Genomic DNA, 15429 nt, shown 5'->3' on the forward strand with positions numbered 1-15429 from the left:
GATGGCCCTTCGCGGCGGGCCCACGGAGCAATGCCTTCGTTCGGGCACACCGAGCCTAGGCGAGGTGCCGAGTGGTGGGGCATGAGCGTTTTGCTTACTTTTGCGCTTCTCAAAAGTGAGCCGCTGTAAGAGCGGAACCCTAAGTGGCCGTTACCGAAGAAATGGATATACCCCCCCTCCTCAAAACTATAGATCAACATCATTACGACTGGTCCAGAACCTAAGCGTTTCTGAGGGGGCGTTTTCCAGTCCCGTTCTATTTGTAGTTTCAGCTTGTAAGCCTTTGCCTAGTCTTACGTAAGCGATCAGTTCCCCATCGGCCGGACAGACCGCTATAAATGCCGTGATCTTTTTGTATTCATCTGATTTATAACGAAAAATTGTTGATGAACGTAGCGTTACAGAGCAAGCCACCTGTATCAGCCGCGTTGCACTCGCCTGGGAAAATACTAATATCAGTCCTGTGTCGACGGACAGACACACCCGTCAAGGACGATGGGAAGGAAGGACATCGCAGGACGCGATTCATCAGGATGATGAAAAGGATTAAAGGGATTAGGGAAAAAATGTGGGCGGGTCAAACCGCCCCTTTTTTTTGCCTGCGATTTCTTGATCCGAAAAAGCAAAAAGGCCCGCAAGGGGCCTTTTCGACGAACGCAGGGGTGATCAGCGTTCGAGGTCTGCGATCTTGCCTTCCTTGCCATCCCACTCTTCAGCGTCAGGCAGCGCATCTTTCTTCTCGGTGATGTTCGGCCAGATGTCCGCCAGTTCGGCGTTCAGTTCGATGAAGTTCTCCATGCCGGTCGGCACTTCGTCTTCCGAGAAAATGGCGTTCGCCGGGCATTCCGGTTCACACAGGGCGCAGTCGATGCACTCATCCGGGTGAATGACCAGGAAGTTCGGGCCTTCGTAGAAGCAGTCCACCGGACAGACTTCTACGCAATCGGTGTACTTGCACTTGATGCAGTTGTCGGTGACGACGAAGGTCATTTCTAATTCTCTCCTCAGGCGGCGGCAGCGAAGCCCCTTCACGGTAGGGTCGCCAGGTTTGGGAGCGATAGTCTGCGGACCAGGCTAATAGTCCGCAGCATCCCAAACCGCGCGCGATTCTAACAGCTTGAAAGCCTGTGTGTTAGATCCGTGTCTTCAATGTATAGAGTAAATCCAGTGCCCGACGTGGCGTCAGGTCGTCCAGATCGAGCTTGGCCAGTTCATCGAGAACCGGATGCGGCAGGCTGGCGAACAGGTCGCTTTGCTGCGGCGCGGCCGGTTTGCCTTTGGTCGGGCGCGGTGCTTCGTGAGGCAGGCTGGTGGTTTCCAGGCGGCTCAGGTGCTCGCGGGCACGAGTAATGACTTCACTTGGCACACCGGCCAGTTGCGCCACCGCCAGGCCGTAGCTCTGGCTGGCCGGGCCGGGCAGCACGTGGTGCAGGAAGACGATGCGCTCGTTGTGCTCGGTGGCATTGAGATGCACGTTGGCCACTAAAGGCTGGCTTTCCGGCAACACGGTGAGTTCGAAGTAATGGGTGGCGAACAGCGTGTAGGCCCGCAGGTGCGCCAGGCGCTCGGCCGCTGCCCAGGCCAGGGACAAGCCGTCGAAGGTGCTGGTGCCGCGTCCGACTTCGTCCATCAGCACCAGGCTGCGTTCGGTGGCGTTGTGCAGGATGTTCGCGGTTTCGCTCATTTCCACCATGAACGTCGAACGTCCACCGGCCAGGTCATCGCTGGAGCCGATCCGGGTGAAGATCCGGTCCACCAGGGACAATTCGCAACTGGCCGCCGGGACGAAGCTGCCAATGTGGGCCAGCAGCACGATCAGTGCGGTCTGGCGCATGTAGGTGGATTTACCGCCCATGTTCGGACCGGTGATCACCAGCATGCGGGTGTTGTCGTCCAGGCTCAGGTCGTTGGCCACGAACGGCGTGGTCAGCACTTGCTCGACCACCGGGTGACGGCCTTGGCTGATGCGCATGCACGGTTCACTGACGAAGCGCGGGCAGTTCAGGTCCAGGTTCAGTGCGCGTTCGGCCAGGTTGCTCAGCACGTCCAGTTCCGCCAGGGCGCCGGCGGTGTCCTGCAAGGGCGGCAATTGGCTGATCAGGTCCTCGAGCAACGCTTCATAGAGCATCTTTTCCCGGGCCAGGGCGCGGCTCTTGGCCGACAGCGCCTTGTCTTCGAACGCTTTGAGTTCCGGGGTGATGAACCGCTCGGCGCCCTTGAGGGTCTGGCGGCGAACATAATCGGCCGGGGCCTGTTCGGCCTGCTTGCTTGGCAATTCGATGAAATAACCGTGGATGCGGTTGTAGCCGACCTTGAGGTTGGCAAGGCCCGTACGGGCTTTTTCCCGGGCTTCAAGGTCGATCAGGAACTGGCCGGCGTTCTCGCTCAGCGCTTGTAGCTCGTCGAGTTCGGCGTCGTAGCCGGTTTTCAGCACGCCACCGTCACGGATCACCGCCGGTGGGTTATCGATAATGGCTTTTTCCAGCAGCGCGGCCAGCTCCGGGTAGGTGCTGGTGGTGCGCGCCAGTTGCTGCAGGTGCGGCGCTTCGAGATCGGTCATCGCCACCTGCAATTCGGGCAACGCGCCCAGGGCATCGCGCAGGCGCGCCAGGTCACGGGGACGGGCGTTGCGCAAACCGATGCGGGCGAGGATGCGCTCGATGTCGCCGATTTCCTTGAGCTGCGGTTGCAACTGCTCGAAGCGATAACGATCGAGCAGGCAGGTAATGGAGGTTTGACGCGCCAGCAGCACGGTCAGGTCCCGCAGCGGACGATTCAACCAGCGAGTCAGCAATCGGCTGCCCATGGCGGTCTGGCAGCGATCGACCACCGATTGCAGGGTGTTGTCGCGCCCGCCGGCCAGGTTGGTGTCCAGTTCCAGGTTGCGGCGGCTCGCGCCGTCCAGCACCACGGTGTCATCCAGGCGTTCGTGCCGCAGGCTGCGCAAGTGGGGCAGGGCGGTGCGCTGGGTTTCCTTGGCGTAGGCCAGCAGGCAGCCGGCCGCACCGATGGCCAGGGTCAGGTTCTCGCAACCGAAGCCCTTGAGGTCCTGGGTGGAAAACTGCTGGCAGAGACTTTTCAGCGCCGAATCACGCTCAAAATCCCACGGCGCCCGACGCCGCACGCCACGGCGTTTTTCCGCCGGCAGGTCTTTGGGCCAGTCATCTGGGATCAACAGTTCCACCGGGTTGACCCGCTCGAGCTCCGCCAGCAGGTTTTCCCAGCCCTTGATTTCCAGCACCGAGAAGTTGCCGCTGGTGATGTCCAGCACCGCCAGGCCGAACAGGCGTTCATCGCCCAGCACTGCGGCGATCAGGTTGTCCCGGCGTTCATCCAGCAAGGCTTCGTCACTGACCGTGCCCGGGGTGATGATCCGCACGACTTGGCGTTCCACCGGGCCCTTGCTGGTGGCCGGGTCGCCGACTTGCTCGCAGATCACCACGGATTCGCCGAGCTTGACCAGTTTCGCCAGATAACCTTCCGCCGCGTGGTAAGGAATCCCACACATCGGAATGGCCATGCCCGCCGATTGCCCACGTGCCGTCAGGGTGATGTCCAATAGCTTGGCGGCTTTCTTCGCGTCCTCGTAGAAGATCTCGTAGAAGTCGCCCATGCGGTAGAACATCAGCTGGTCGGGGTGCTGGTTCTTCAGGCGCCAGTATTGCTGCATCATTGGCGTGTGGCTGGAGAGGTCGTTCACGGCTGTATTCATGGGTGTCAGGCAAGCTCGTTGAAAGGTGTAGGGCAAAAGGAGGGGCATTGGCCCGGCTTTTCCGCGATGGGCGCAAGGTTAACATGGGTGGTCGGGGGGGACCCAGGCGTGAGTGGTTTTTGGGGTGGGGTGTATATCCGTTATTTAGGTAATGGCTGCTGACGGTTCCGCTCTTACAGCGGCTCACTTTTGAGAAGCGCAAAAGTAAGCAAAACGCTCATGCCCCACCACTCGGTGCCTCGCCTAGGCTCGGCATGCCTGAACGAAGGCATTGCTCCGTGGGCCGCCGCGAAGGGCCATCCATGGCCCAGCGCGGCTAACCCGGCATCCATGCCGGGTTGCCCACTGCGCAATACCTTCGTTCAGCCAGCGTGGTTAACGGGGCGCCCCAGATCAAAAACAAAACCGAGGCGGCCTAATAGCCGACCTGGCTCTCCCGGTCGTACACCCATCATATCTGTGGGAGCAAAGCTTGCTCGCGAGGCGGCCTGATAGCCGACTTGGCTCTCCCGGTCGTACACCTATCATATCTGTGGGAGCAAAGCTTGCTCGCGAGGCGGCCTTACAGCCGGCCTGTCTCTCCGGCTGTACCCAGATCCAATGTGGGAGCGAGCTTGCTCGCGATGACGGCAACCAATACAACTTAGTTGTCACTGAACTACCGCTATCGCGAGCAAGCTCGCTCCCACAGTGATTACTCGGGCTTCTCTTAGGTCTCGGCTTGCATCATGGATGCCTACCTCACCTCGACCACATCCAACGCCCGATTCGCCAGCAACTGGCTCAGTTCGATCATCTGTTGAACCCCCAGCAAGATATTCCGCCGCGAGCCCTTCAGGTCGAATGCCAGGTCGCTGACCATGGCGTTGGCCGAGGCCAGGGTTTCGCTGAGGTTGGCGAGCAGGCATTCGGCGTCGATGTTAGGGGCGATGATGAAAAGGGTGTCGGGTGTGTCAGAGGCTTCCTTGTCGGTTTTCGGCTTGAGGTAATAGTCCAGGGCGCGAGTGGCCGCGTCGTCGAGTTTCTTGGCGTTGGCCGATTGGCTGCGGGAGACGTGATCGTCTGGGGGATTTGGAGTGTTCTTGCTCATGATGCTTGGATCCTCGAAGTGGGAGCCATCACCGATTCGCTACTAAACGAAATGGGTGGCAGCTGTACGCAGGTTAGTAGACCGGGGATCCAAGAAACCGGCGCACCCGAAGGCGCCCTGCGCACAGCTACCATCGAATGCAGGAGTAGGAACACCTGACTGGATGGAGCGATGTACATCTTGGAGATACCGAGCTACTAAACCCGATCACTGATGGGCAGTGACAGGATTAAAAGTACCGATGGGCTCCAAGGCGCACAAGCCGGCGGATTCTGGCGTAGTTGTAGGCAGAGGCGCAAGGAAACGTAGCCTTGCGTCGCACATTTGAAGGACGGGTGCGGTGCGTTTTCCTAAGGGCGTGTAGGGCGATTCAGTGGCGAGGGAGCTTGCTCCCGCTTGAGCGCAAAGCGCTCACAAAAAGGGTCTGCTGCGCAGCCCAGCGGGAGCAAGCTCCCTCGCCACAATGGATGCAAAAGGCAGGAATTGCATATTTATGCAAAACAGCATTTGTCTTCTGCGAAAAGAACAAGCACTATGCGCGTTATGCAAAAACGCAACGTTTCTTCCGTATTAAGAGCATTGCTCGATCAGCACGGGATCTCCCCCACGGAGCTTCACCGGCGTACCGGCGTGCCTCAGTCCACCCTCTCGCGGATCCTCAGCGGCAAGATCGTCGATCCTTCGGATAAACACATCTCGAAGATCGCCGAATATTTCGCCGTGAGCACCGACCAGTTGCGCGGGCGCGCGGACGTTGTGCCCGCTGGCAATACTCGCCGCGATGAGCCGCATTCCGAACTCAAGGACATAAGCCTGTGGGACGACGAAACACCCGTCGAAGAAGACGAAGTGTCGGTCCCTTTTCTGCGCGAGGTTGAATTGGCTGCTGGATCAGGAAGATTCGTCATCGAGGAAAGCGAGCGCTCAAGCCTGCGCTTTGGCAAGCGCAGCTTGCGCCATAACGGTGTGCAGTTCGACCAGGCCAAGTGCGTGACGGTGCGCGGCAACAGTATGTTGCCGGTGTTGCGCGACGGGGCCACGGTTGGGGTGAACGCAGGCAAGTGTGGGATCGGCGACATCGTCGACGGTGATCTCTATGCCATCAATCACAACGGCCAACTGCGAGTGAAGCAGCTTTATCGCCTGCCCACCGGCATTCGCCTGCGCAGTTTCAACCGTGATGAACATCCGGATGAGGACTACACCTTCCAGGAAATGCAGGATGAGCAAATCGTCATCCTCGGTCACGTCTTCTGGTGGGGCATGTACGCCCGTTAACCCCTCCACTGTCAGATAAAACCCGCCGTCGTGCGGGTTTTTTTTCGCCTCCTGAAAACCCGCGACCCCCGTATTTACGAGGCCTCAATGCATTTACGCATCCATCATGCATAAATAAATGCATTTGCGCATTGACTGGATATGCATCCATGCATATTCTGTGTCCAAGCCGCTCGACAAAGCGGCTGGCAACGAAGCTCTTTAGTTCCACCAACAGGCAGCGATGAACCGGCCTTAACGGTTCAGAGGGTTGGCAACTGACCCGGGTGTGCAGCGTAAAGCACCAGAAGCAGTTATCCGGCGGGCAGGGACCGCGGTCGGAAGAACAATTTGAATGGATCCGTACCGCGCCAGTCGCGCCGAAAGATCAAGCGCATTACTGAAAAGCCTGGGCAACCGGGCTTTTTGGAATGCCTGTGTCGTGAGGCACTTCAAACCGCCGCCAATGGGAGGGCTTTCGATGCTGAAGGATTTCAGATGCGGTAGCTGCAAAAGACTTCTGGCCCGCATGGGCGAGAACACCGAACTCCAGATCAAGTGTTCCCGATGCGGGACGTTGAATCATGTGAAGGCCGTTGAGCCTCGAGTGATCGCCAGAGAGCGGGATGAGCGCTGTTGATCAACCGCGCGATCAATCAATAACTCAAGAGGTGAAATCATGAATCGTTTCAAGAAATACGTCGCCCCACTGTTGCTGTCCATTGCGCTGCTCGGTGTCGGGAGCAACGCTAGCGCCGCCAACCTTCTGGTCAACGGTAGCTTCGAACAGCCAGGCTGCAGCGGCAGTTGCATCCTTGATACTCCGGCGAAAGCCAACTTCATCACCGGTTGGACGACGTTTTTGTCCGGTGCCGAGTACTTCAATATGCCCGCCTCGATCGGGGGTTCCGTGGCTGCGGATGGCGTTGTGATTGTCGACCTGGCCAATTATGTCTATGGCAACGGCGGTGGTATTCAGCAGAACTTCGCCACCGCGGTCGGCGCCAAGTACCGATTGACCTTCAGCGCGGGTAATTCGCGCTACGCCGGCCGCTCCGGCGACGGCACCATCCAGGTCAAGGTGGCGGGGCAGAGTGTCTCCTTCAACACGCCGTCGGCGGAAGGTACCGCGGTGGAGTGGAGCACCATCACGTATGACTTCACGGCCACTTCGGCTCAAACGACTTTGGCGTTCTCCAATGAGCAGAACCCTTACGCCAACTTCGCCTTCATCGACAACGTCATCGTTGAGCCACTGTAAAACTCGTTTGTCCTGCGAAGCCCCGCCGTCCCCAAGCAATCATCCATCACCCCAGGAAACGAGACATGACAAACGAGCAACAAGCGTTGCTGGACATGCCGATCTGGCTGGTCATCGTGCTCGCCCTGGTGGGCGGGGTGTCCGGCGAGATGTGGCGCGCAGACAAGGAGGGCGCCCGTGGCTGGTCGTTATTGCGGCGCCTGGCCTTGCGCTCCGGTGCCTGCGTGGTCTGCGGCGTATCGGCAACCATGCTTTTGTACGCCCTCGGCATGTCGATCTGGAGCGCCTGCGCCTTGGGTTGCCTGACCGCCATGGCCGGTGCCGATGTGGCGATCGGTCTTTACGAGCGCTGGGTCGCCAAGCGGCTCGGCGTCTGCGAAGTGCCGCCGCGGGACGTTCCTCCCGACCAGCCGTGAATCGACAGCGCTGATCCATACCAAAGGAGGCGATCAATGCCTGCCCTTATCGAAAAACCGTCGCAGCTACTCTCGGCCATTGCCCAGACGCTGCGCGCCATTTATCCCGCCTTGAAAGTCGGCAGCCCCCAGGATTTCGATGGCACCGACGATCAACCCTGGGTGCTGATTGCCCTTGAGCGTGATGCGCCCGGTAACCGCGCCAATGACGGGCGTATCGCCCATGTCCTGACGGTGTCCTTGCAAGTGGTCATGGCCGTTCCAGGATGGGATGCCTGCGATCTGGCCGGGGAGCTGAAACACCTGGTCATGGACAACCGCTGGGGTCTGTCGGGCGATCAATGCGACCTGCCCACGGAGCTCGATGGCCTGCCATCCACCTTCATTAACCCGGTACGGGCGTACACCGCCTGGACCCTTTCCTTCAACCAAACCCTGTACCTCGGCCCGACGCTGCTGGAGGACCCGCTGGGTATCCCGAAGTTTGCCCGCACCTGGGAAGTGTCGAACATCGACGACCCGGACCAATACACCGCACTCGAGGGTTGAGCCATGTTTGATGCGCTGTTACGGATGCATCTGGGGCCGATCATCGAGCGTCTGGCGCAGATGGAAACCGAGCTGGAAGACATGCATCGGCGGGCGGAGAGTTTCTGCCGCATCGGCGTTTGCCAGGAAGTCGACGCGGCCAGCAATACCTGCAAAGTCAGCCATGGCGGTCTGCTGACCCCGGCGATCCGCTTTTTCAATCCGAGCGCCGGTGCCCAGAGCGAGTCGCGGATCCCGTCCGTGGGCGAGCAATGTCTATTGCTCAACCATGGCGGCGGCGAGGGCGGTGGGCAGGCGGTGGCGTTGTTCGGCCTCAACGGTGGTCAGTTCCCGCCCGTCTCGACCCAGGCCTCGCTGACGCGGCGCCTCTATCAGGACGGTACGGAAAACGGCTACGACCATGCCAGCCATGTCCTGCACTGGCAAAACGGCCCGGCGGCGTTCAGCGGTTCTCGTGAATCCCTGCTGTTGAACATTGGCCCGTCGCGGCTGGCGATGACACCCGAAACCATCGAATTGCAAGTCGGCGCCGTCGGCATTCGGCTCGACGCCTCCGGCGTGCACCTGAGCGGCCCGGTGGTGGATCACCAGGGACGCGTCATCAGTACCGCCTAAGAGATTTCCTCATGATTGGAATCGATCGAAATACCGGCGCCACGGTCGACGACTGGCTGCAGTTTGTGCAGCGCGCCACCCGTGCATTGACCACGCCGTTGGGCACTCGCCAGAAGCGCCCGTTGTATGGCTGCGCACTCACGCAATTGCTGGGGCAGAACCTCGGTGACGACCTGCTGATCCTTGCCCAGAGCCACGCGGCCCAAGCGTTCTACAACCCGGACAACGGCATCGATGATTTCGAGCCGCAGGTCATTGTCGCCAGCCGGCACGGTGCCGGATTGTTGTTGCGTTTCGCCGGCACCTGGAAAAACCGCAAACAGACTTTTGAGGTGGTGACATGAGCATGTTGATACCCGGCCAGAACCAACTGGCCGAACCGGCCATCGTCACTGTCGAAGCGTTCGAGGATCTGCTGGCAGAGTTCAAGACCTTCGTGGTCGAGTACGTCGGCGCACGCTCTCCCGCCAGCGCCGCCAAATTGGTGGACAGCCTCGAGAACGAAAGCGAACTGCTGACCCTGGCCCTCGAGGCGTTCTGCGTCCGGCTGCAAACTCACGAACGCAAATACAACGCCCGCATCAAGCAGATGTTGGCGTGGTGGGCCACGGGCACCAACCTCGACGCTCGCCTCGCGGACATGGGCCTTGAGCGCCAGTTGCTCGACCCGGGCGACCCGGCAGCATTCCCGCCCATCGCCCCGGTCTACGAGAGCGACGATGACGCCCGGTTGCGTTATTACCTGGCGCCCCACGCCCCGGCGGCCGGCTCGCGCATGCAGTATCGGCGGGAGATCTTCACCCTTGGCGAACGGCCAGCGGTGAAGGTGGAAAACGCCTCGGCGGGTGTGGTGACGGTCACCTACACCTTCGACCCGGATGGTCATGCTGCGCAGGTCAAGGATGGTAATGGGCGTCGCACCGAACCGGGCGAAGTCACGGTCACAGTGCTGTCCCGTGACGGCGACGGCACGCCCACCGAGGCGCTGCTCGACGGTGTTCGCCAGCATTTCGCCCGGCCTGATGTACGCCCGGAAACGGACCTGGTCATCGTGCAGGCCGCACAGATCAAACCTTACAAAATCCGCGTCTTGGCGAAGATCAATGCCGGCCCGGATTCGGGCTTGACTCAGGTTGCCGCCGAGCAGCAGTTGCAGGCGTATGCCGAGGCGTGTCATCGCCTGGAAGGTCGGGTTGACCCAAGCTGGATCGACTACACGCTGCACAGCGCGGGCGCGGTTCAGCTGCAGATTCTCGAACCGCTTGCACCGATTGTGACAACGGCTTTTCAAGCCCCGTACTGCACGGGCATCGAGGTCGAGGTGGATACGTTATGAGTGACGACACACCTCGCCCGAGCCTGCTGCCGGTCAACAGTTCACCGCTGGAAAGGGCACTGGATCTGGGGTTCGCGCGGTTGCTCGAACGCATCGATCCGCCGTTTCCCGAGCTGATGAACCCGGCGACCACGCCCTTGGCGTTCCTGCCGTATCTCGCGGCGGATCGTGGGGTCAACGAGTGGAGCTCCGCGGCGCCCGAAGCTGAAAAGCGCCTGACCGTTGAACTCGCCTGGCCAACCGCCCGGCAGGCCGGGACGCGAAAGGCGCTGGAAAACGCGGCCAAGGGTTTGCAACTGATGCCTGAAGTGCGCGCCTGGTATGAGCAAACACCCCCTGGCCCGCCCTACAGTTTTTCCGTCAGGGCATTTACCGAGCAGCCCTACAGCGAAGAAATCGACGCCCGTCTCGACCGTCGCCTGGCGGATGCCAAAAGCGAGCGCGACACCTTGAAGGTGTCTGTCGGCTTGAGTGCATTCGGCCGTCACGTCATCGGCGCCGCCACGCTGTGCGGCGAATTGACCACGGTTTATCCGATCGTCATCCAAGGGCTGGAAGCCTCGGCTCAGGTCTTCATGGCTGCCGGGCTCTACACCGTCGAAACCTCCACTATTTATCCACAGGGGTCCTAAATGGCCGACTACTACACCCTGCTCACCGATGCGGGGATCGCCTACGAAACCGCCTGCAAGGCGGCGGGCACACCGATCAAGCTGTCGCAGATTTCCGTCGGTGACGGCGGCGGCACGGAATACAACCCGGCCGCAACCGCTACAGCACTCAAGCGCGAAGTCTGGCGCGGGCCGCTCAATGCGCTGTTCCAGGATGAAAACAACCCGAGCTGGCTGCTGGCCGAGGTCACCATCCCGTCCGACGTCGGCGGCTGGTATGTGCGTGAGGCCGGGATCTGGACCGATACCGGGATCCTGTACGCGATTGTCAAATATCCGGAATCGTTCAAGCCGGTATTGGCGACGTCCGGCTCGGGCAAAGAGTTCTACATTCGGTCGATCTTCGAGACCAGCAATGCTGAGCTGGTGACGCTGCTGATTGACGACACGGTGGTCAAGGCGACACGGGCCTGGGTGACCGGCTACGTGGCCGACGAACTCGCCAAGCTCGACAGGAAGCAGTCGGTGCGGGTGGCGACAACGGCCAACATTGTCTTGAGTGGCGCGCAGGCGATCGACGGTGTTGCGGTGATCGCCGGGAATCGGGTCCTGGTCAAGTCCCAGACCTTGGCGAAAGACAACGGTATTTACGTGGCCGCGAACGACGCTTGGGTTCGGGCAAAGGATGCCGATGCGAGTGTCGAAGTGACTTCGGGGTTGATTGTCTCGGTGGAGGAGGGCGTAACGCTTGCCAACACGATCTGGCAGTTGATTACCGATGGTGCGATTGTGCTGGGCACTACGGCGTTGGCGTTTCAGAACATCACGCAAGGTTTTGCGCCGCTCAATTCGCCGGTGTTGCTGGGCGTCCCGACGGCTCCGACTGCACCGGTCAGCACCAACAATCAGCAACTCGCGACAACTGCGTTTGTGCAGCGTGCGCTCGGCAACCATTCGAGCGTTGGTGGGCTGGACGCGAGTACCGTTCTGACTGCGGATGCGTTTGGTAAGTCGTTCATCATCAATTCGGCGAATCCGGTGAGTATCACGTTGCCGAAGGCAAGCACGGGGTTCAATGGCGGCACCATCAACCTGCTGAACGTGTCGACCGGTACTGCAACCATCGTCCTGCAAGGTACGGATTATGTGGCGGGTATTGCTGCTAATCAGTTGGTGCTCAAGACACTGGACAGCATCACGTTGTCGACTGGTGCGGGCATCACCTGGTATGCGGAGAACGGGTCGGTGCCGGATGCGTTGTCTGCTGCGTTCAATGGAGGGGTTCGGACGATTCTGGATACTTTCGGACTCGGCGCGGATCCCGCGAAAATCCCACTGATTACAGATTTCTCTGCTGACATTAAGCCCGGGCTCTACCGAGCGTTTACGCTGGAACACTCCAATGCGTCTATCGGTGGGCCGCCAGACGCTAGCTCCCAGGGCGGCACCTCGATGACTGTGCTTGTAGGCGGTGGATACATTGCTGCCGGATATAAGACGTTCCTCGCGATCATCAACAACACGGCAAACGGTCCGACGCGAGCTTATCTCGGACACAAGACTGCCACGGGCACGCAGCCATTTTGGAGTGAGCTGGGCCAGACGTCCCATCTACCCTATCGCGCAAAGATTTATTTCAAGGCTCCTGGCGTTTACCAGTGGACCGTACCGGCAAGTGTGACGAAGGTTTATGTCGAAGTCGTTGGTGGCGGCGGAAGCGGCGCCTTCGGGACATTGGACACCGGTGCTGGTGGCGGTGGCGCAGGCGGGATCAGTAATCGACTCGTCTCTGTTACACCCGGCTCAGCAGTCACGGTGACCGTCGGGGCGGGGGGCGCATACGTGACAGCAGCCAATACGATAGGCAATCCGGGTGGTTCTTCTTCCTTTGGTCCGCATTGCTCGGCAACAGGCGGCGCAGGCGGGCTGGTGGTTGGCGGTGCTGGCGCTGGTTACGGCTCTGGCGGCGACTTCAACGGTGCGTTAGGTGCCGGAAATCCACCGGTGCGTAATGCGGCGTCTAATGGCGCGATTGGCGGTGCCGGAGGGGGCGGAGAGAGCATTTTTGCCGCGGTTGACACTACCGCGCTGACGCAGCCTGGTATGGGAGGAGGCGGTCGAATCGGGACTCGATCCCAGGCCGGTGCCGATGGTTGTGTGTTCATTACCTATTGAGGAGAACTGTATGTTGTGGGCAAGAATTGAAAACGGGTCGGTGGTCGAAACGACCGACCTCGACCCCTCTGAACGTTTCCATTCGGATCTATTGTGGCAAGCCTGCCCATCCGACGTGCGACCAGGTTGGGCCATCATCGACGGGGAGTTTTCCCAACCTCCAGTGCAGACCTCTACCGAGCAAGCCGAGGTCGAACGGGTATGGCGCAATTATGAGTTGGGGGCCACGGAATGGTTGGTAACACGTCACCGTGACGAACAAGATTTAGGCGTGGCTCCTACGCTGACGGTGAAGCAATTCCCTGAACTGCTTTCTTACCGTCAGGCACTTCGGGATTGGCCGCAAGCAGCGACTTTCCCCAGCGCTGAATTTCGGCCCATCGCACCACCATGGATCGCCGAGCAATCCCAATAAACGCCCCGCACCGACGGGGCGTTTTCTTTCCCGCAACACATCAAAAAAAACTGACAACGGCCCCGCAAACATGGGGCTTTTTCATATCTGGAGAAACACAAATGGCACCACGCCAAACCTACACCGTGCTCCTCCCATTCCCCACTGGGGGTGGTCACTGGTCGAGCGTCGGCCAGGAACTCGATCTGCTCGACGTCGAGGCCAACGCCTTGCGCAGCGCCGGTCGCCTGGAGCTGAAAAAAACCGAAGTCGTCGAACCGGCTTCTGCATCCAACAAGGCCTTGAAGGCCGCCACCAAGAAGGCTGAATAACCATGGCTGAGGTTCTGAACTTCGAGCACAACGGCATTACCGTCAATGCCACCGAATCTCCCGAGGCCATGGGTGGCCTGGGTGATAACGTCATCGGGCTGGTCGGCACTGCGCCGAATGCCAACCTGCTGATCCCGAAAAACACCCCATTCCGCATCAACAGCTTCACCACCCAGGCCCAGTTGGACCCGACCGGTGCCGAGGCGGGTACGCTGTTCCAGGCGGTTTACCAGATCCTCAAAGTGGTCAAGGTGCCGGTCTACGTGGTCATCGTCGAAGAGGGCGCGACACTGGCCGATACGCAGAACAATGTGATCGGCGGTATCGAAGCGCAGACCGGCCGTAAGCTGGGCCTGGCAGCGTTGAGTGGGGTTGCCGAGGACCTGACCATCATCGGCGCGCCGGGCTTCACCGGCACCAAGGCGGTGGCCAGCGAGTTCGCTTCGTTTGGCAAACGCATCAAGGCCCGTGTGGTGCTCGACGGCAAGGATGCCGCTGTCGCCGACCAAGTGACCTACAGCCAGGAACTGGGCGGTGCCGACCTCGGTTTCGACCGTTGCCTGGTGGTGCATAACATGCCGGCGGTGTACTCCAAGGCTGCGAAGAAAAACGTCTTCCTGGCCCCGTCGAGCCTGGCTATCGCCGCCCTCGCCAAGGTCAAGCAATGGGAGAGCCCGGGCAACCAGGTGACCTACGCCGAAGACGTCTCGCGCACCGTCGAATACAACATCCTCGACACCTCCACCGAAGGCGATCTGCTCAACCGCTACGGCGTCAGCTACTACGCCCGGACCATCCTCGGCGGCTTCTCGCTGCTGGGCAACCGTTCCATCACCGGCAAGTTCATCAGCTACGTCGGCCTGGAAGATGCCATCAGCCGCAAACTGGTGAAGGCCGGCCAGAAAGCCATGGCCAAGAACCTGACCAAGTCGTTCATGGACCAGGAGGTCAAGCGCATCAACGACTGGCTGCAAACCCTGGTCGCCGACGAAACCATCCCTGGCGGCAGCGTGTACCTGCACCCGGAATTGAACAGCGTCGAGAAGTACAAGAACGGCACCTGGTACGTGGTCATCGACTACGGCCGCTACGCGCCGAACGAACACATGATTTATCAACTCAATGCCCGCGATGAAATCATCGAGCAGTTCCTGGAGGACGTTCTCTAATGTTTACCAACCGCGTAAGACAGGCCATCGCGGCCACCCTGCAAGGCCTGCCGTTGTCGGCAACCGTGGAAGATTTCACCCCGCCGAAGATCGAATTCGAGATGGAAGAGATGCGTGGCGGCCGTTTCATTGGCGAGGAAATGGCCAAGGGCGGAAAGGTGCTGACGGCCAAGCTGACGCTGCAAGGCCTCGGCCCGGAAATCATGCTGGCGCTGGGCGTGAGCGTGGGCGACGACATTCTGCTGAACGTACGTGAAGCCGGCCAGGATCAGGACGGCAACACTTGGTTCACCTACCACACGGTGGGCGGCAAGTTGAAATCCCTCGAGGAAACCCCGCTGAAAATGAACGAGAAGCCCAAGACCAATCTTGAGCTGTCCTGCCGCACCTACAACCGCCTGGAAAACGGTGTCCCGGTGATCGACATCGACGTGCGCACCCAGAAGTTCGTGCTCAACGGCGTCGACATCCTCGGTGATGCGCGCCGTGCGGTGTTGCTGCCCTAAGTCACT

Annotated in this window: 17 protein-coding genes; 14 read left to right on the forward strand and 3 right to left on the reverse strand. The window is 60.1% G+C overall.

What is annotated here, in order from left to right:
• Positions 1-666: 666 nt before the first annotated feature.
• The 3 genes from fdxA to Q7F16_RS06485 form a co-directional block, all read right to left on the reverse strand.
• Complete coding sequence (gene fdxA, locus Q7F16_RS06475; protein ID WP_079302086.1) at positions 667-990, reverse strand: ferredoxin FdxA; 324 nt, start codon at positions 988-990, stop codon at positions 667-669.
• Between the two features lie 142 nt (positions 991-1132).
• Positions 1133-3700, reverse strand: coding sequence for a DNA mismatch repair protein MutS (gene mutS / locus Q7F16_RS06480; RefSeq protein WP_172436073.1), 2568 nt, complete (start codon positions 3698-3700; stop codon positions 1133-1135).
• Positions 3701-4448: 748 nt separating this feature from the next.
• Positions 4449-4802: a DUF6124 family protein gene (locus Q7F16_RS06485; protein WP_079303593.1), complete on the reverse strand. Its 354-nt coding sequence runs from the start codon at positions 4800-4802 to the stop codon at positions 4449-4451.
• 543 nt (positions 4803-5345) lie between these two features.
• On the opposite strand from Q7F16_RS06485, the gene Q7F16_RS06490 reads away from it, so the two are divergent.
• The 14 genes from Q7F16_RS06490 (at position 5346) to Q7F16_RS06555 (ending at position 15423) form a co-directional block, all read left to right on the forward strand.
• Positions 5346-6080 (forward strand): LexA family transcriptional regulator, encoded by a 735-nt coding sequence (locus tag Q7F16_RS06490; RefSeq protein ID WP_041476255.1) that lies wholly within the window; start codon positions 5346-5348, stop codon positions 6078-6080.
• 460 nt (positions 6081-6540) lie between these two features.
• Positions 6541-6699 (forward strand): Com family DNA-binding transcriptional regulator, encoded by a 159-nt coding sequence (locus Q7F16_RS06495; RefSeq protein ID WP_079303843.1) that lies wholly within the window; start codon positions 6541-6543, stop codon positions 6697-6699.
• A 39-nt stretch (positions 6700-6738) separates the two neighbouring features.
• The gene (locus Q7F16_RS06500; RefSeq protein WP_046065009.1) at positions 6739-7320 is read left to right on the forward strand and encodes a DUF642 domain-containing protein; all 582 of its coding nucleotides are present in this window, start codon (positions 6739-6741) and stop codon (positions 7318-7320) included.
• Positions 7321-7385: 65 nt separating this feature from the next.
• Complete coding sequence (locus Q7F16_RS06505; protein WP_024618257.1) at positions 7386-7736, forward strand: phage holin family protein; 351 nt, start codon at positions 7386-7388, stop codon at positions 7734-7736.
• A gap of 36 nt (positions 7737-7772) precedes the next feature.
• Positions 7773-8285, forward strand: a complete 513-nt coding sequence (locus tag Q7F16_RS06510; protein ID WP_409555899.1) for a hypothetical protein — start codon at positions 7773-7775, stop codon at positions 8283-8285.
• Between the two features lie 3 nt (positions 8286-8288).
• A complete protein-coding gene (locus Q7F16_RS06515) occupies positions 8289-8900 on the forward strand; it encodes a phage baseplate assembly protein V (protein WP_014336816.1) in 612 nt (203 codons plus the stop codon).
• 11 nt (positions 8901-8911) lie between these two features.
• The gene (locus Q7F16_RS06520; RefSeq protein ID WP_014336817.1) at positions 8912-9244 is read left to right on the forward strand and encodes a phage baseplate protein; all 333 of its coding nucleotides are present in this window, start codon (positions 8912-8914) and stop codon (positions 9242-9244) included.
• Entirely contained in the window at positions 9241-10236 is a 996-nt protein-coding gene (locus Q7F16_RS06525; protein ID WP_409555898.1) for a baseplate J/gp47 family protein, read from the forward strand. The genes Q7F16_RS06520 and Q7F16_RS06525 overlap by 4 nt, the downstream gene beginning before the upstream one ends.
• On the forward strand, positions 10233-10868 hold the full coding sequence (locus Q7F16_RS06530) for a phage tail protein I (RefSeq protein ID WP_014336819.1): 636 nt from the start codon (positions 10233-10235) through the stop codon (positions 10866-10868). The genes Q7F16_RS06525 and Q7F16_RS06530 overlap by 4 nt, the downstream gene beginning before the upstream one ends.
• Positions 10869-13022, forward strand: a complete 2154-nt coding sequence (locus tag Q7F16_RS06535) for a phage tail protein (RefSeq protein ID WP_409555897.1) — start codon at positions 10869-10871, stop codon at positions 13020-13022.
• Between the two features lie 10 nt (positions 13023-13032).
• Positions 13033-13437, forward strand: coding sequence for a phage tail assembly chaperone (locus Q7F16_RS06540; RefSeq protein WP_095974586.1), 405 nt, complete (start codon positions 13033-13035; stop codon positions 13435-13437).
• A gap of 101 nt (positions 13438-13538) precedes the next feature.
• The gene (locus tag Q7F16_RS06545) at positions 13539-13748 is read left to right on the forward strand and encodes a hypothetical protein (protein WP_409555896.1); all 210 of its coding nucleotides are present in this window, start codon (positions 13539-13541) and stop codon (positions 13746-13748) included.
• 2 nt (positions 13749-13750) lie between these two features.
• Complete coding sequence (locus Q7F16_RS06550) at positions 13751-14917, forward strand: tail protein (RefSeq protein ID WP_014336823.1); 1167 nt, start codon at positions 13751-13753, stop codon at positions 14915-14917.
• Entirely contained in the window at positions 14917-15423 is a 507-nt protein-coding gene (locus Q7F16_RS06555) for a phage major tail tube protein (protein WP_409555895.1), read from the forward strand. Before Q7F16_RS06550 ends, Q7F16_RS06555 begins: the two co-directional genes overlap by 1 nt.
• Positions 15424-15429 lie beyond the last annotated feature (6 nt).

The organism is Pseudomonas sp. Lb2C2 (assembly GCF_052112205.1).
Classification (GTDB): Bacteria; Pseudomonadota; Gammaproteobacteria; order Pseudomonadales; family Pseudomonadaceae; genus Aquipseudomonas; species Aquipseudomonas kilonensis.